The following is a 14975-nucleotide window of genomic DNA, read 5'->3' as shown; positions in this document are numbered from 1 at the left end:
TGCATTGCATGGAGTAGATCAGGGGTAGATCGCCCGGCTGCACCGGGAGGGCGCAGGTTCGAGTCCTGCCTCCATGTCTCTGGATGACCAGGGAAACGGGGTCCTATGTCAGAGGAAGCGCGCGCCACAGCCTCGGCCGGGTACGCGATGGTCCGGCTCGAACAGGCTCTCGAGCGGGCGCTGATCTCCGACGATCTCGCCGTACGCCGACGTGCTGCCGTCCGGGTCGATGCCTGGCGCAACGTTCTCGACGGGATGGCCTCCGGGCGACTCACGGTCGGATCGCGGACCCCGGTGGCGGACACGCCGGCCTGGGTCACGCTCGAGGTGGCGCACGGCGGGTTCGCGACCGGGCGGTACGTCGCAGAGGCGCCGCTGCGCGAGGACGAGCTTGCACGAGTGCCGGAGGACGCGCCGGGGGAGACCGACCGGGAGCGGCTCAACCTGTGGTTCCTCGGCGACGAAGGGCTCGCGGAGCTCAGCCAGGCCCTGCACACCAACAACTACCGGATCGACGTCCCCGAAGAGTCGGCGCTGCTGGTCGTCGCCTGGTTGCTCGAGCACAAGCAGTACGCCGCGGCGCTCGACCTCACGTCGGAGCTCCGCCCGCTGATGCACCGGCTCCGGTTCACGCCGACGTTCAGCCGGTCGTCGACGCCGTCCGGCGCGGTCGTGCGGCTGCAGCCGGTCGCCGAGGTACGCAGTACGTTGCGGCAGGCAACGGTACGGCCGCGGATCGCTGCCATGCTGGAGACTCTGCGGATCTGGAACCCGCTGTACGACCGCTTGGTGGCGCTGTGGTGCGACACGGTCGACGACGAACTGCCGGAGCTGACCGCCGACGGTGCGGTCGTCGGTGGCTGGCCGTGCCGGGTCTGGCCGGACGACTGGATGGAACGGCGTTCTCAATGGCTGGACGAGTTCCGAGCCGCTGCCGAGGTCCATCGGCAGCAGCCTCCGAAGAGCAACTTCGCCCGGCTGCAGGCGGCGCTCGAGCGTTGTCCGTCCGACAGTTCGGCGCTGACCGGTCGGGAGGTCGGCTGGATCCGTCGTGCGCTGGCCAACACGATCCAGGCCCACGGCGCGCCCGGATCGGAGGCGCGTGCCGCCTTGCGTACGACGCAGAACGCCGTCGCCGCGCGGCCGACGTACGCGACGTTGGCACACGTATTGAGCTGCCGGCTGGATCGGTTCCCGGATGACGGCGGGCTGCCCACACTCGATGCGATCGATGGCGACGTGACCGCCGACGAGGTTCCCGCGGCGGCCGGCTCAGCCATTCCGGCGCACCTGCTTGCGAAGGCAGCGCGGGCGCTGGAGGCCCCGATCGGTGAGCTGGTGGATCGCGGCGTCATCAGCTCGGGGGAGGTGCTCGCGCAGGTGCTGCCGCAGATCACGTCGCAGTTGCTCGCCGCCAACATCGAGGACCCGTCTCTGGCCGCCGCCTACGCCCAGAGCTACGCGGCCTTCCGGCGTCGGCGGAGCCTGTTGCTGCTCAACCTTGAACACCAGGTGCGGTTCGACGAACTGCCGTGGATCGCCGCAGTGGCGCCGTACCGCGATCAGCGTGTTCAGGCGACGCGCGCCGCGGCGCAGTCGCTGCGCGAGACGACGGTTCTGGCGCTCACCGCCTTTCCGCAGATGATCCTGCCGAATCCGCTCGTCCGGGAGTTCGGCGCACTGGCCTCACAGGCCGACCTCAAGCTGCCGCTCGTCGAGGAGGTCGCGGCCGACATCTTCATGGGGACGTTCACCGAGAAGTGGCGGCATGCGGCGTCGGTGGCAAGCCGGGTGATGTTCGGGACGCTCTACGCGCGGTACTACGACCTGCCGGCGTCCTGGCCCGCCGTGGAGCAGCGTAGGTACATGCGCTGGGGCAAGGCGACCGCGGACGACTTCGCAGACGTATGCCGCCAGCGTGCGCACGAGGCCGGGAAGGGTGGCGGCCACGTCGCTCAGAACGGGACCGTGCTGGAGCAGAGCCAGATCCTGACCACCCACAACCTGGCGGTGCTGGTCGAGGGGCTGGAGCTGATCGACTGGCTGCGGGAGGTCGCGCCTGAGCTGGCGGACCGTGCGTTCACCTGGGCGGTTCAGCGGCAGTTGGACATCAGGAAGGTGGCGTACGCGTGGCGGCAGGCGATCTTCTACCTGAGCTTCTGCTCGCAGGCGTCCCAAATTGAGGTGCTGGAGCGGCTGGCTGATCCTCGGCTGGCGCCGGCCGTTGCAGGGCTGCAGCAGGTGGTCGCGGGCGAGCGATTCGACGCGGAAGGCCGGACAGTTGGAGGCGGGCGTCGGCTGCTCGGGTGGAGCGCCGGGCCGCATTGGATGGCGCCGACGGTTCGTGAGGATGTTCACGTCTCGGGTGGTTGAGTTGACACGGTCGGTGAGGCGGGCAAAAGTTAGGGCTGCCTTAGTAAGGGTTGCCTTACTCGACAACTTCCCGGGAGATCTGGATGTCGCAGCCCGCGCGTCTGACCGCGCTGCCAACACCCGTCCGCGATCCGTTCACCGACCGCTGGTCGCTGGCCTCGACGGTCTCGGATCGGGAGCGTGGACCGTTGCCGCACGGTTCCCCCGGAGCGGTACTGCGCCGGGCCGCAGAGGTGCTGGGTGAGCCGCGGATCCCGTCGACCGGCGTGGGGGAGTCGGCCGCGCTCGACCTGATCGCGGGCCTGCTGGACCAGAACGGCATCGACCTGAGCCACCCGCACGCGGCAGCGCACCTGCAGCCGCCGGTGCTCCAGGTCGCGGTGGACGCGGACGCGCTGGCCTCGGCCTCGAACGCGTCGATGGACACGTACGACTCCGGTCCGGCGACGCTCGCGATCGAGCAATGGGTCGTGAAGTCGCTGGCCGACCTCGCCGGCTTCGGCCCGGAGGCGGACGGCGTACTGACGCCTGGGGGTTCGATCTCGAACCTGCTCGCGGTCCTGATCGCCCGCGACAGCGCGGCCGCCGCGGCGGGGGTCGACGTACGGCGGAACGGCCTGCAGGGTCTCGAGCGGCCGGTCGTGTTCTGCTCCGAGCTGGCGCATTTCTCCGTCCAGCGAGCCTGTGCCGCCCTCGGGCTCGGTGAGTCGGCCGCGATCACGATTCCGTCCGACGAGAACTTCCGCCTGCGCACCGACGTACTCGCCGACGAGCTCGCCAAGCCCGGTCGTACGCCGGTCGCCGTGGTCGCGACAGCCGGTACGACGGACTTCGGCTCGATCGACCCGATCGGCGACATCGCCACGTTGGCCCGTGCGCACGGGGTCTGGATGCACGTGGATGCGGCGTACGGGTTCGGGGCACTGTTCTCCGAGCGCCTGGCGCCGTTGCTCGCCGACCTGCCGCTGGCGGACTCGGTCACGCTGGACCTGCACAAGATCGGCTGGCAGCCGGCGGCGACCAGCGTGCTGCTGGTGGCCGATCGGACCCGGTTCTCCGCGTTCGACCGGTCGGTGGACTACCTGAACCCGGCCGACGACATCGACTCCGGGCTGGACGGCCTGCTCGGACGCAGCCTGCAGACCACCCGCCGTCCGGATGCGGTCAAGGTTGCCACCACGCTGACGGCATACGGGCGGTCCGGACTGGGCACAATGCTCGACACCTGTCACGAGCTCGCGCATGCCGCCGCGGCCCGGGTCGTTGCCGACAGCAACCTCGAGTTGCTGGCGCCGGTGACTCTGACCACGGTGTTGTTCCGGGTCGCCGGACGGGGGCTGGAGGCATCCGCTGCGGATGCCCTTCAGGGAGAGGTCCGGCGCCGGTTGCTGACGTCCGGACGGGTGCTGATCGGCCGGACCAAACTGCCGGCCCGCGGTGGCCGCCCGGCAGCGGTCGCGTTGAAGTTGACGCTGCTGAACCCGAACGCCACCGCGACGGACATCGAGGACCTGCTCGACCAGGTCGTGGCCACCGGCCTCGACGTCCTGACCGGTGAAGGAGCGGCGTGAGCATTGCGGTTGCTGCGCATCTGAACGCGATCCTGCGGTGCTACACCCGGGAGTCGTCCGTGCCGGTCGCGGTCGGACCGCTGGCGTTCTCCGTGGGCTCGTCGACGGTGACCGCCCGGGTCGAGCACGCCTCGCGCACCGGGTTGCACCAGTTCACCGACGTGCTGGTGGACGGCGTACCGGCCGTCCCGGAGGATCTGGTGCGGGTGCTGTCCGCGGACGCGGATCCGGCGGAGATCGACGATCTGGCGGCGCGTACGGCGGAGTCGGTGCGGAACGTCTCACGGTTTGTGGACGACGCCGACGGGGAGCGCGGACCTGGGCGCTTCCTGGAGTTCGAGCAGGCGTTGCTGTTCGGGCATCTGAACCACCCGGCGCCGAAGAGCCGGGACGGACTGAGCGGGGCCGAGCTGGCGGCGTACTCACCGGAGCTCGGTGGCCGTTTCGCAGTGCACTGGTTCGAAGCCGACGCCGAGCTGGTGTCGTCGGACCAGGTGGCCGGCGCGCCCTCGCTGCAGGGACTGGACGCTGTGCAGCTGATGGGCGCGCTGGCCGGTATCACTGCGTCGTCGGGCCGGGTGCTGATCCCGGCGCATCCGTGGCAGGCGGCGTCGGTGCTTTCGCGGCCTCGGGTGGCATCGCTTGTCAAGGCCGGCCGCGTCAAGGCGCTGGGGCCGCAGGGAGCTACCTGGTATCCGACGTCTTCGTTGCGGACGGTCTTTCACCCGGATCTGCCGGTGATGCTCAAGTTGTCACTCGGGCTGCGGATCACCAACTCGCGGCGTGAGTCCACGCCGACCGAGCTGCGTCGCGGGCTGGAGATCAACCGCTTGCTCGATGCGGCGTACAACGCGGGTACGGCGACCGCGCACCCGCGCTTCAGCATCGTCAGGGATCCGGCCTGGGTTGCTCTTGACGAGGGCGGGCCGACGCTGACCGGTCTTGACGTTGCTGTGCGGGAGGTGCCGGCAGACGTCAACAGCTATGCATGTCTGGCGGGTCTGGTCGCGCCTCGTCCTGGCGGGCTCAGCCGACTGAGTGTGTACGCCGCGGACGACCCGGCCGGCTGGGTGGCGGAGTACATCGACAACCTGCTGATCCCGATGCTGCACCTGTACGCCGAGACCGGCATCGGGCTCGAGGCGCATCAGCAGAACACGCTGGTGCGGCTGGACGGGTCCGGGCGGATCAAGGGCGGTGCCTATCGCGACAACCAGGGGTACTACCTCGCGTCGTCGTACCTGCGTGGTCTCCTGGCGGTGACCGGGCTGCGTGACTCGACGCTCGCGGTGGTGGACGACTCGATTGTCGACGATCGCTTGACCTACTACCTGCTGCACAACCAGGCGCTGGCTGTTGTGGGCTGTCTGGCGGCAGATGGGATCGCTGACGAGGCTGAGCTGCTCAGCGTGGTGCGGGAGCGGTTGACGCTCGCGCTGCCGTTGCTGGAGGCTGCTGGACCCTCTGGGGACAGGCTGGCGCGGCGGTGGCTGGAGGCCGACACACTGCCGTGCAAGGCGAACATGCTGACCAGGCTGCGCGGTATCGACGAAGTGGTGGCGCCATTGGACGCCCAGTCGGTGTACCTCGACATCCCGAACCCGCTGCGATGAGGTGTGACCTGCAGCCGATGCTCCACCTGGACGACGGCCTCGACCTCCGTCCGGCCGGCGCCTCCGACGCGGCACGGATCGCACTGTGGATGGCGCAGCCGCACATCCGGCGGTGGTGGCACCAGGACTGGTCGGTCGAGCGCTGGGCGCAGGAGATCACCCGGCAGACATCGGGGGAGCACTCGGTCCCTTGCGTCGCGGCCGTGGACGAGGAGGACTTCGGGTACGTCGAGCTGTACCGCGTGCGGCACGACCACCTGGCTGAGTACTACGCGAGCGACGAGCACGACTGGGGCATGCACCTCGCCATCGGTGATGTCACGCGGGTCGGTCGCGGATTGGGTCGTCGGCTGATCAGAGCGGTTGCGGATGCGTTGTTGCGCGCCGATCCAGCGTGCGAGCGGGTGGTGGCTGAGCCCGACGTACAGAACACCCCGTCCGTCCGTGCGTTCGTCGCGGCGGGCTTTGTCCAGCAGGGGGAGCTACAGCTGCCCGACAAGACAGCAGTACTGATGGTCCGCACCCGGACCACTCTGGAGGCATGAGATGTACGACGTGATCGCGATCGGCTGTGGGCCGTTCAACCTCGGACTCGCCGCACTGGCCTCCGAGGTGGACGACATCGAGATCGCCGTGCTGGACAGCAGGCCGGAGTTCACGTGGCACCGCGGGCTGATGTTCGAAGACGCGATGCTGCAGGTGTCGTTCCTGGCTGACCTGGTGTCGTTGGTCGAGCCGGCGCACCACCTGTCGTTTCTGTCGTTCCTTCGTGCGACTGACCGGCTCTATCAGTTCTACGTGCGGGAGAAGTTCCATCCGACGCGGCGCGAGTACGAGACGTACCTGCGGTGGTGTGCTGCGCAGTTGGAGTCACTGCACTTCGGTCACCACGTGCGTGAGGTGGTCTGGGACGGGTCGGCGTTCTTGTTGACTGTCGAGCGCGGTGAGGCTGTTCTTCGGTTTGAAGCTCGGCATCTGGTGGTCGGCGTTGGTACGGAACCATATGTCCCCGCCGCCCTCAGCGATCTCCCCGCGGACCGCTTCCTGCACTCTGCGGACTACCTCTTCCGCCGTCCGGACCTCCTCGCTGCCGGGCACGTCACCGTCGTAGGTTCCGGCCAGTCCGGCGCCGAGTGCACACTCGACCTGCTGCGATCATCGGCTCCCGCCGTCTCCTGGCTGACCCGCACCGCTGCCTTCACCCCGCTGGACTACTCCAAACTCGTCCTGGAGATGACCACCCCCTCGTACGTCGACTACTTCCACGCCCTGGACGAGCCCGTCCGCAACCAGTTGGTCAAAGACCAGTGGCGCCACTACAAGGGCATCTCCGCAGAAACCCTCGAAGACATCCACGACGAGCTCTACGCCCGCGACCAGGTCGCGGCGCCGGTCGAACTCCAGGTAGGTGTCGGCGTCCAGTCCGCAGCCGTCGGCCCCGACGGCGTAGAACTGACCATGCTGCACGCCGACACCGGGCGCACTTTTCATCACACAACAGACGTAGTAGTGGCCGCCACCGGCTACCGCAACCGGCCACTACCCTTCATGACCTCCCTGCAGCCCCTGCTCGACCACGACGCCTCGGGCCGCTGGATCCTCAACCGCAACCACAGCGCCTCATCAACCACCGTCCCCGACCGAATCTTCGTCGCCAACGCCGACCTCCACTCCCACGGCGTAGCCGCCCCCGACCTGGGCCTCGGCGCCATCCGCAACGCCACCATCCTCAACACCATCGCCGCCCGAGAAGTCTTCCGCCTCCCGAAGTCCACCGCATTCACAACCTTCACCATCCCCGGATGAACCCCCTCTGGACTCGCTGTTCCGCGGACCTGCTGGCAAAACTGATCTCCCAGTTCTGCACCGAGGGCCTGCTCGAGCCGGTCGACAATCGCTTGGACCTGGGGCCTGCGTCCTATTCCTTCGAAGCCACGCGTGGTGGGTTCGGCAGTTGGCGCGTCGACCCGCAGTCGATCCGCCGTACCACCAGCGGCATCCTCGGCAACGACGAGAGCGAGGCGGCCACCGACCCGATCCAGTTCTTCGTCGAGGCCTCCGACGTACTCGGGTTGGACGGCTCGACCATCGCCGGGTACGTCGCCGAGCTGACGAGCACACTGGCAGCCGACGTACGCATGGCTGCCTCCGCCGTACCGGTCGCCGAGTTGCTGGACCTACACCACAGCCGCCTAGAGGGCCACCTGACCGGCCACCCCCTCCTGGTAGCCAACAAGGGCCGCCTAGGCTTCTCAGCCGCCGACAGCGAGCGCTACGCCCCCGAGGCCCGTACGCCGCTCCACCTGACCTGGCTCGCCGTACGCCGAGGCCTAGCCGAGTTCCGCGGTACGCCGGACCTCTCCGAGCACGCCGTCATCGCCCGCGAACTTGATGTTGAAACTGTGGCGGCCTTCCGTGGCCGGCTGGACGACCCCGACGCGTACGTCTGGCTCCCATGCCACCCCTGGCAACTAGACCACGTCATCCGCACCCAATGGGCCCGAGAACTAGCCACCGGCGAGATCGTCATCCTCGGCGAGAGCCCCGACGAGTACCTCCCCACCCAATCCATCCGCACCATGGTCAACATCACCAACCCGATGCGCTACCAGGTAAAACTCCCCCTCAAAATCCTCAACACCAGCGTCTACCGAGGCATCCCCTCCCACTGCACGCTAGCCGCCCCCATGCTCACCCAATGGCTCCACGGCCTCTGGTCCCGCGACGAAACCTTCCGTGCGTTGGGCACAGAACTCCTAGGCGAAGTCGCCTCAGTCACCGTCCCGCACCCGGAACTCTCGACCCACCCCGGCATCCCGTACCAATGGACCGAAACACTCGGCGTCATCTGGCGAGACCCCGTAGACCCCCGCCTCCGCGAGGGCGAGTCCGTCTGGCCGCTAGCCGCCGTACTGCATCCCGGCTTCACCCCAGCCGCGATCGCCCGCGCCGGCACCGACCCCCAAACCTGGCTCAGCCACCTCCTCTCCACCCTCCTCCGCCCACTACTCCACCTACTCCACCACTACGGCATAACGGTCAACCCACACGGTGAAAACCTAGCCATCATCTGCAATTTCCAGGGCATTCCAGCTCGTCTGGTCATTAAAGACCTGGTCGATGACATTAACATTTCAACCGACGAAATAGCAGCGCGCGGAAATACGCCTGACACGCACTCCAGAGTCCTTCCAAGAAAGTCTTGGAGCGTTCTCCGGCAATACATTGTCGACGCCCTCTTGCTAGGTGTCCTGAACCCGCTCGCCAGTCAGAATCACATCCCCGAAGCAGCTTTCTGGTCCCTGGCTCAAGCCGAAATAGACCGCTACACGGCTGCACATCCGGAGTGCGCCGCCCGCCTGGCCGCCACAGCCTTTCTCGGCGACTCCTTCGGCCGCTACCCCCTGAACGGCTACCGCCTGACCCTCGGTTACGCCGACCTCGACACACGTCCTCCAATCCCGTCCACCGGCAGCATCCCGAACCCGCTCCACATGCCGTAGCCGGTCCCCCTGTGACGTGGACCATTAAGACGGTCGCCGATCTATTGACACGCCTCAGCGTGCAAGCGGTACAACACATCATGCTTTCCGCGCGGTTCCAGCCACTCAGGGTGGCAGAGTTGACACGCACTGCTACATTCGCTTCACTCTGTAAGGTCGGCGATTCGAAGATCGCCTGGATGGAGTGCACGGGGTGACGCTTGTCGAGCGCGCTGCGGCGGAACTTTCGCCCGCAGATCATGGTTCGCCGGAGACCGACCTGAGTGACGCCGAACCGGCCGCCCTGTCGCACAGCCGGCCAGCGGTCTCGGGCCCGAGGCTAGGGCTGCTGAGATGGACTCTTAAGAGGAGCCGGCATCGGCTTGCGCGCCACTGGAACGACACCACCCGACATCCGAGGACACCACGGCTCCCTGGAGACCCGCCGTCGGTCGGGCAGTGCGGGGTCAGCTCGGCCTGGCTGATGCCCAGGCTCCGTCGGTCCTGGCGATCTCAGGCTCGATACTGCTTCGGTGACGTCCGGTTCGGCGCGGACAAAGATGTCGCGACCTTCCATTGCTGGGTCGAGATAGGTGACGAGGCGTCGCCGCGGCGTTTGGTGATTGACCTGACTTTCGATCAGTTCGACCAGTTCAGCCGATTTGAGAAACTTTGTAAGCGTCCGGTGCTCTGTGAATACTACGGCGACCTCACGGATTGGTCGATCGAGTACAAAGCGAACAGCCGAAGAAGTCTCGAAGAATTGCGCGGCGACTCGGTCTGGGACAGATACACAGCGCTTGATCAGGCTACGAGCCCGGTCTGGCGCAAAGCATTTCGAAACCTCCATCAGGCGGTGGCAGTCCGGTCCCGATCGGTGACCACCCAGCAGCAAACGTCGCCGGGCGCGGCCGGTTCTGAATCCGCCGGGTCCACCGCCGCCTGAGCGCGGCTTTCTTTGGTGATGTCAGGTCGAGCTGACATCACCAATGGTCTGACAGGAGACAGCTCGCTTGTCCACCATTGCCTCGCGACCCGAGACGCTTCTGCCTGGCGGTCGGGTCGGTCCAGTGTCCCGCCCCTCGCTCGAGGACTGCCGAAGGAACAGTCCTGAGTTCGCCGATCTACTGGCCGATGCGGCCCGCGAGTACAAGGTGCCTAGCCGGGCGCTGAGCGTCCGTACCCTCTTGCATCTGCCGCGACTGACTCGGTCGGACGGCACTGTGTCGCGGCGGAGTGTCGAGACCGAGTTGCACCGTCACGCCGTTCGGCTCCGGGAGGATCAGCGGAGCGTCGGTGAGCTGATTCCGCGGAATCGGTTCGACCTGTCTGATCTTCGATTCGTTCGGCTCAGGAACAGCGTCGCGGACCCAATCTTCGGCCGGCTCCATTACCTGCGGAATGCTCGTGCCGGGTCTGTCAACTTTGCGCTGGTCGAGCCCCTGAGCCGTCGTCCGGTGACCTTGTGCAGTGTGTCGCCGTTGGAGTGGATGCGGGTCGCGCGGCAGTTGCAGACACAATTCGATGTACCACTCGGTTCGGCCTGGGACGTGTCTCGGGTGTACTCCTTCGACGTGGCTCCCGCCAACGCGATCTCATACCTGTTGGGTAAGCTCCGGTCGGCAATTCGGCAGGAGTTGCCGAGCGTGCAGGTGCTGACCACGGCGGTCGACCCGAATCTCGGCTTCACCGGGTCCAGCTACCGCTCTGCCAACTGGCAGCAGTGGATGTCAATCACGGCCAGGCCGTACCTGTACGTCGATGGCCTCTACGCGAGCCCTCGCCAGCTCCGGAACCGCTTCGGCGGCGCCAACCTCGCCCAGCTCAGTGCCGACAATCGCGCGCATCGATTCGAACAGAGCCGCTTCCGCCTGCTCGACTCGGTGATCTTCTGCAGCCGGGTGCGTGGTGAGACCGAACAGGTTGCCGCAGGCGAGTACCGCCTCCTTCGGCGCTGAACTGTCAGCGGGGCCTGAGATGCGATCTGGCGAGTAGCTCGTCAACACGTTTGCGGTCGGGCATAGGGTTCTGCAGCGGAAAATCGCTCGCCGCGCAGGACATAGCGGCTGCGGCCCAGACGGCTACCTCGTCTGTGAATCTTCGGTCGTTGTCGATCAGGCGGGTTGCGAGGGCGGCGCAGAAGGCGTCACGTGCAGCGGAAGCTTCCTTGTAGATCGACGGGATGCTCGGGACGCTGAAAGGCTCGTCGAAGGCTTTCGAGTAGATGGTGCAGCCGCCGTTGACCAAGAGGCAGAGGGTGTTCAGGCCGAAGACGAGCAGGCTGCGAGCAATCGGGTCGGGGTCGAACGGACCGGCGGCCCGCGGCGCGAAGGAGGCGAGTTCCCAGGCGTGCGCGATCAGGTAGTCGATCCGGGGAAAGGCGTCCCAGGAGATCCTCTTGTCCGCGTAGGGCTGACCTGGCGTGACGATGACCAGCGGTCGGCGGACCGGGACGCGGTGGACAACCTCGAGCGTGTGCTGCATGACGTCGCGTGGTACCTCGAAGGTCAGCAGCAGTACGTCGGCCGCCGCTAGGTCGTCGTACCGCTCGTCGATGTCCCTGGCCTCGATGCAGACCTCGTTCTGATTGCGCCAGTTGATGGCGATGCTGTCGCCCATCTCCTGTTCGAGCACACCGGTGAAAGGGGTCTGGGAGCGCCGGACGCGTTTGATCAGCGAGGTGTCGACGCCCTTGTTCTCGACGTAGTGCATGATCTCTTCGCCGAAGGCGTCATCCGCGACCGCGGCGATCAGGGACGTCTTGAGTCCGAGACGGGCCGCGGCCACCGCCTGAGTTAGCCCCTTGCCTCCGGGCGACCGCTCGAACCCGTGCGCCTCGGTCGACGTCTCGGGCGCCGGCAGCCCCTTGATGCGGAACTTCACGTCCATCACGGCGCCACCGACGACGATGACCCGGCCGGTTGCCGAAGTTTCGGGTACCGACGTCCTGTGAAGCGTGAGCTTGGTCGACCTACCGGCTGCTGGGTCATCGGCACGGACGAGTTGGCCGGCCAGCTCCTGCAGGACGTCGAGCTCGATGGAGCCGCGAAGAGCCCGGTCGCTCGGAGCGGCGGGGCGCGGATATTCGAGTGCGTCATGCAATTCGTGCCAATTGGCCAGAAGGGTCTCCCGACGCCGGCCGAGCGCGGACTTGTACAGCGAGCGTTGGAGTCGATCGCCGAAGGCTTCTGAGAGCGCCTCGGCGTGCAGCTGGAGCGCCAACATCACATCCGCTACAAGTCGCTGGGAACCGTGAAGCCGCTCGCGGACACAGTCGGCGACCAGCGCGACCACGGCCTCGGCCGGGACTGCGTCAGCAGGCCCCGCGAAGTGGCGTCCGGCCACCAACTCTCGCAAGGGAGCGGCCAGACCGGTTCGGTCCGAGCGGAGACGATCGGCCGTCAGGCCGGCACGGGTACGGAGTTTCTCGAGAACGTTGGCGAGCAACAGGACGTCGGTCGACTGCTCGTCGCCGGTAGTGGTCATCGGACCGTGCCATCTCCTTTACCGGGGGCGCCGTGGCCCGGGTGCCCACGGCGCCGTTTCGTTGGTTCGTCAGCGCTGTTGAGTTGTCTTCGACGGCCGTTCCGCCGGGCCTGCCTGGAGATCGCTGGGGCCGGCGGTGGTCGGGGCGGAGGTGGTTGGTGCGACGGGGCTGGGGGCGACGGTGCTGTCGACCATGGCGACGATGCTGTAGACGCTGAAGCAGACAGCCGTCATTGCCAGTGCGCCGAGGAAGATGAGGACCTTCCTCCAGTTCTTGGCGATCGCGAAGGAGAAGGCGAAGATCAGCAGCAGTGCGAGTGCTTGGTTGCCGTCCATGGTGTCCCCTCGATTCTTGATCCGCGCGTTCGACAGGCCCGGGGTTCCGGGCTCTGCCGAACCGCTGGCGATGCTGGTGGCATCTGGTCTTATGGTCAGCCCGTGCAGTTGAGATCGGCAGGGGCGAGTTTTGCCACCAAATGGGGGACTTTGGCACGTGCAGATGACGGCTTGACCAGCCACGGGCGCCAATCGGCCGACCGGTGGCTGCCAATTGGCAAGTCAGTCGTCGTCCGGGAAGAGCTCGTGATACTTCTTGTCGACCGTTTCGCGGAGTGGGTGAGCGGGTGCCCGGTGGTAGGTCTCCGCGAAACAGGCCATCGCGGCGGCTGCCCAGTGGATGTCTTGGATGGTCAGCTCGGCGTGGTCTGCCAGTCGCGCGGCCAGCGCGGCACAGAAGGCGTCGCGGGTGATCGAGGATTCTCTCAGGTCCGAGGGCGGGGCCTCGATCGATTGTTGCGGCTTGCCTTGCCGGTAGACGGTGCCGCCTCGGTCGACCAAAAGGCAGAGTGAGGGCAGACCGAGGCTCAAGAGCTCGTTGCTGAGCAGTTGGGGGTCGTACATGGACTCTTCGGAGAACGCGAACTTTTCGAGCTCCCACAGGTGCGCCACGAGGTAGTCGATGTATCTCAGCGCCGAGCTGAGGAGATGGCCGTCGGCGTACGGCTGTCCTGGCGTCACGATCACGAGCGGCCGCGTCGAACTGGAGTTGACGAGGCTGAGCGTATGTCGAAGGACGGAGAGCGGCATCTCGAAGGTCAGGAGCAGTACGTCGCACGACTTGATCGCGTCGGCCCGCTGATCGATGACCGAGCTGTCCAGCTCGACACCGTCGCGCCAGACGACGGCCGAACTGTTGCCCGCGGGCAGTTCGAGGATCCCGGTGGCCGGTGTTTGGAGTCTCTCCTGGTCGGAAGGGTTAGGGATGGTCCTGAGCAGCGAGGTGTCAACACCCTCGCGCATGAGCTGCGCCTTGATCTCCTCGCCGGCGCCGTCGGCGGCTATGGCCGCGATCAGCGAGACGTCGAGATTCAGGTGAGCCGCTGCGACTGCTTGGCTGAAGCCCTTGCCGCCGGGTGAACGGATGTAGTTCATCGCCATCGTGGAGGTGGCCACGTCGGGTATCGATCTGATCCGCCACAGGTGGTCCATCGCGACGCCGCCGACGACCACAACCCTTCCGGTCGTGGCCGAACGGGCACCTCGTGCTACTGGTGCCAGTGGTGGCTCGTCCGGTTCGATCAGCTCGACGACCGGAGCAGGATCCTCCAGCAGCTTGGCGAGCCGCTCGAAGACCTCGCCCTCTATTCGGTCGCGAAGTGTGTGCTCACCCGGTGGATCCGGCGTCGAGGTGGCGCCGTGCGCATGGTGGAACACTTCCCAGTGCTCGATGAGCGTTTCGCGGCGGTTGCCCAAACCTCCGCGCTGCAGCATGTGCAGGGCACGGCGGGAGATGGCTTGGTCTCTGTAGAGGTCGACATAGATCCCGAGGTTGAGGATCACGTCGGCGATGATGCGGTCGGTGACGGACTCGAGTTGCGGGACGTGTTCGATGACGACCTCGACGGCCGCCGCTGCCGGTTTGTTCCCGCTGCGGACCGCTTGGTTCTGAACGACCGGGAGACGGAGCAGAGCTGGTGCGGCGCGTGCCGACTGGAGGTGATTGGCTGTCAGTCCGTCGAATCGCCGGAGTGACTCGAACACGGACACCAGGATGGACGGCTCGGCCGGTCCTGGGCCATCAGTCTCGGACATGCGCGCGCCCCCCAGCACAGCGAGGTCAACATGTTCATTATGCGGTTAACCGCGCTAGTCCGCGGTCCGGTCAGCGCGTCGTCGGATCGAGCAGGCGATTGATTCACTTCAGGGAGCTCACCCAGCGGGTGGCCTGTGTGGCTTGGCTTAGGCGGCGTTCGGAGGTGGCTCCTAGCATGAGGAGGATCAGGCTGGCGGTGGCTACTGGCAGGGTCGGCCTGAGCCAGGTGTCGTGGTGGTGGTGATGATGATGGTGGATGGGGAGGCCGGGGGCTGGGTGGATCCAGCTCGATTGGTTGCGCCAGGCAAGGATTCCTACGGCCAGTAGGATCAGTGCCCGTGGGACGGTCTACCACTCA

The 14975-nt window shown here is 66.6% G+C and carries 11 protein-coding genes and 1 tRNA gene; 9 read left to right on the top strand and 3 right to left on the bottom strand.

Going from position 1 to position 14975, the window contains the following annotated elements; all coding sequences use genetic code 11:
• Window positions 1–7 precede the first annotated feature (7 nt).
• The 9 genes from EV645_RS40795 to EV645_RS40755 all read left to right on the top strand — a co-directional run bounded on the left by EV645_RS40795 (window position 8) and on the right by EV645_RS40755 (window position 10997).
• Window positions 8–77: transfer RNA gene (locus tag EV645_RS40795), tRNA-Ala, on the top strand.
• Window positions 78–105: 28 nt separating this feature from the next.
• Window positions 106–2373, top strand: coding sequence for a hypothetical protein (locus tag EV645_RS40790; RefSeq protein ID WP_130450558.1), 2268 nt, complete (start codon window positions 106–108; stop codon window positions 2371–2373).
• An 83-nt stretch (window positions 2374–2456) separates the two neighbouring features.
• The gene (locus tag EV645_RS40785) at window positions 2457–3944 is read left to right on the top strand and encodes a pyridoxal phosphate-dependent decarboxylase family protein (RefSeq protein ID WP_130450556.1); all 1488 of its coding nucleotides are present in this window, start codon (window positions 2457–2459) and stop codon (window positions 3942–3944) included.
• Entirely contained in the window at window positions 3941–5557 is a 1617-nt protein-coding gene (locus EV645_RS40780; RefSeq protein ID WP_130450554.1) for an IucA/IucC family protein, read from the top strand. Before EV645_RS40785 ends, EV645_RS40780 begins: the two co-directional genes overlap by 4 nt.
• Window positions 5558–5574: 17 nt before the next feature.
• Entirely contained in the window at window positions 5575–6102 is a 528-nt protein-coding gene (locus tag EV645_RS40775) for a GNAT family N-acetyltransferase (RefSeq protein ID WP_242000973.1), read from the top strand.
• Between the two features lies 1 nt (window position 6103).
• Window positions 6104–7363 (top strand): lysine N(6)-hydroxylase/L-ornithine N(5)-oxygenase family protein, encoded by a 1260-nt coding sequence (locus EV645_RS40770; protein WP_130450550.1) that lies wholly within the window; start codon window positions 6104–6106, stop codon window positions 7361–7363.
• A complete protein-coding gene (locus EV645_RS40765) occupies window positions 7360–9060 on the top strand; it encodes an IucA/IucC family protein (protein ID WP_130450548.1) in 1701 nt (566 codons plus the stop codon). Before EV645_RS40770 ends, EV645_RS40765 begins: the two co-directional genes overlap by 4 nt.
• Window positions 9061–9253: 193 nt before the next feature.
• A complete protein-coding gene (locus EV645_RS42495) occupies window positions 9254–9985 on the top strand; it encodes a hypothetical protein (protein ID WP_198682181.1) in 732 nt (243 codons plus the stop codon).
• Between the two features lie 544 nt (window positions 9986–10529).
• Window positions 10530–10997, top strand: a complete 468-nt coding sequence (locus EV645_RS40755; RefSeq protein WP_479684507.1) for a Mom family adenine methylcarbamoylation protein — start codon at window positions 10530–10532, stop codon at window positions 10995–10997.
• Window positions 10998–11001: 4 nt separating this feature from the next.
• Here the strand turns inward: EV645_RS40755 and EV645_RS40750 are convergent, their stop codons facing one another.
• From EV645_RS40750 to EV645_RS40740, 3 genes are all read right to left on the bottom strand, one after another.
• The gene (locus EV645_RS40750; protein ID WP_130450542.1) at window positions 11002–12525 is read right to left on the bottom strand and encodes a carbohydrate kinase family protein; all 1524 of its coding nucleotides are present in this window, start codon (window positions 12523–12525) and stop codon (window positions 11002–11004) included.
• Between the two features lie 69 nt (window positions 12526–12594).
• Complete coding sequence (locus EV645_RS40745; RefSeq protein WP_130450540.1) at window positions 12595–12861, bottom strand: hypothetical protein; 267 nt, start codon at window positions 12859–12861, stop codon at window positions 12595–12597.
• A 222-nt stretch (window positions 12862–13083) separates the two neighbouring features.
• On the bottom strand, window positions 13084–14616 hold the full coding sequence (locus EV645_RS40740; protein ID WP_130450538.1) for a PfkB family carbohydrate kinase: 1533 nt from the start codon (window positions 14614–14616) through the stop codon (window positions 13084–13086).
• Window positions 14617–14975 lie beyond the last annotated feature (359 nt).

The sequence above is a fragment of the Kribbella rubisoli genome, assembly GCF_004217145.1.
Classification (GTDB): Bacteria; Actinomycetota; Actinomycetes; order Propionibacteriales; family Kribbellaceae; genus Kribbella; species Kribbella rubisoli.
This window is presented reverse-complemented; position numbering and strand designations above follow the sequence as displayed.

Excerpts from the sequence above, each read along its gene's own strand:
- EV645_RS40785 (WP_130450556.1), top strand. The coding sequence starts at position 2,457 with ATGTCGCAGCCCGCGCGTCTGACCGCGCTGCCAACACCCGTCCGCGAT.
- EV645_RS40790 (WP_130450558.1), top strand. The coding sequence starts at position 106 with ATGTCAGAGGAAGCGCGCGCCACAGCCTCGGCCGGGTACGCGATGGTC.
- EV645_RS40750 (WP_130450542.1), bottom strand. The coding sequence starts at position 12,525 with ATGACCACTACCGGCGACGAGCAGTCGACCGACGTCCTGTTGCTCGCC.
- EV645_RS40745 (WP_130450540.1), bottom strand. The coding sequence starts at position 12,861 with ATGGACGGCAACCAAGCACTCGCACTGCTGCTGATCTTCGCCTTCTCC.
- EV645_RS40770 (WP_130450550.1), top strand. The coding sequence starts at position 6,104 with ATGTACGACGTGATCGCGATCGGCTGTGGGCCGTTCAACCTCGGACTC.
- EV645_RS40755 (WP_479684507.1), top strand. The coding sequence starts at position 10,530 with ATGCGGGTCGCGCGGCAGTTGCAGACACAATTCGATGTACCACTCGGT.
- EV645_RS40740 (WP_130450538.1), bottom strand. The coding sequence starts at position 14,616 with ATGTCCGAGACTGATGGCCCAGGACCGGCCGAGCCGTCCATCCTGGTG.
- EV645_RS40765 (WP_130450548.1), top strand. The coding sequence starts at position 7,360 with ATGAACCCCCTCTGGACTCGCTGTTCCGCGGACCTGCTGGCAAAACTG.
- EV645_RS40775 (WP_242000973.1), top strand. The coding sequence starts at position 5,575 with ATGCTCCACCTGGACGACGGCCTCGACCTCCGTCCGGCCGGCGCCTCC.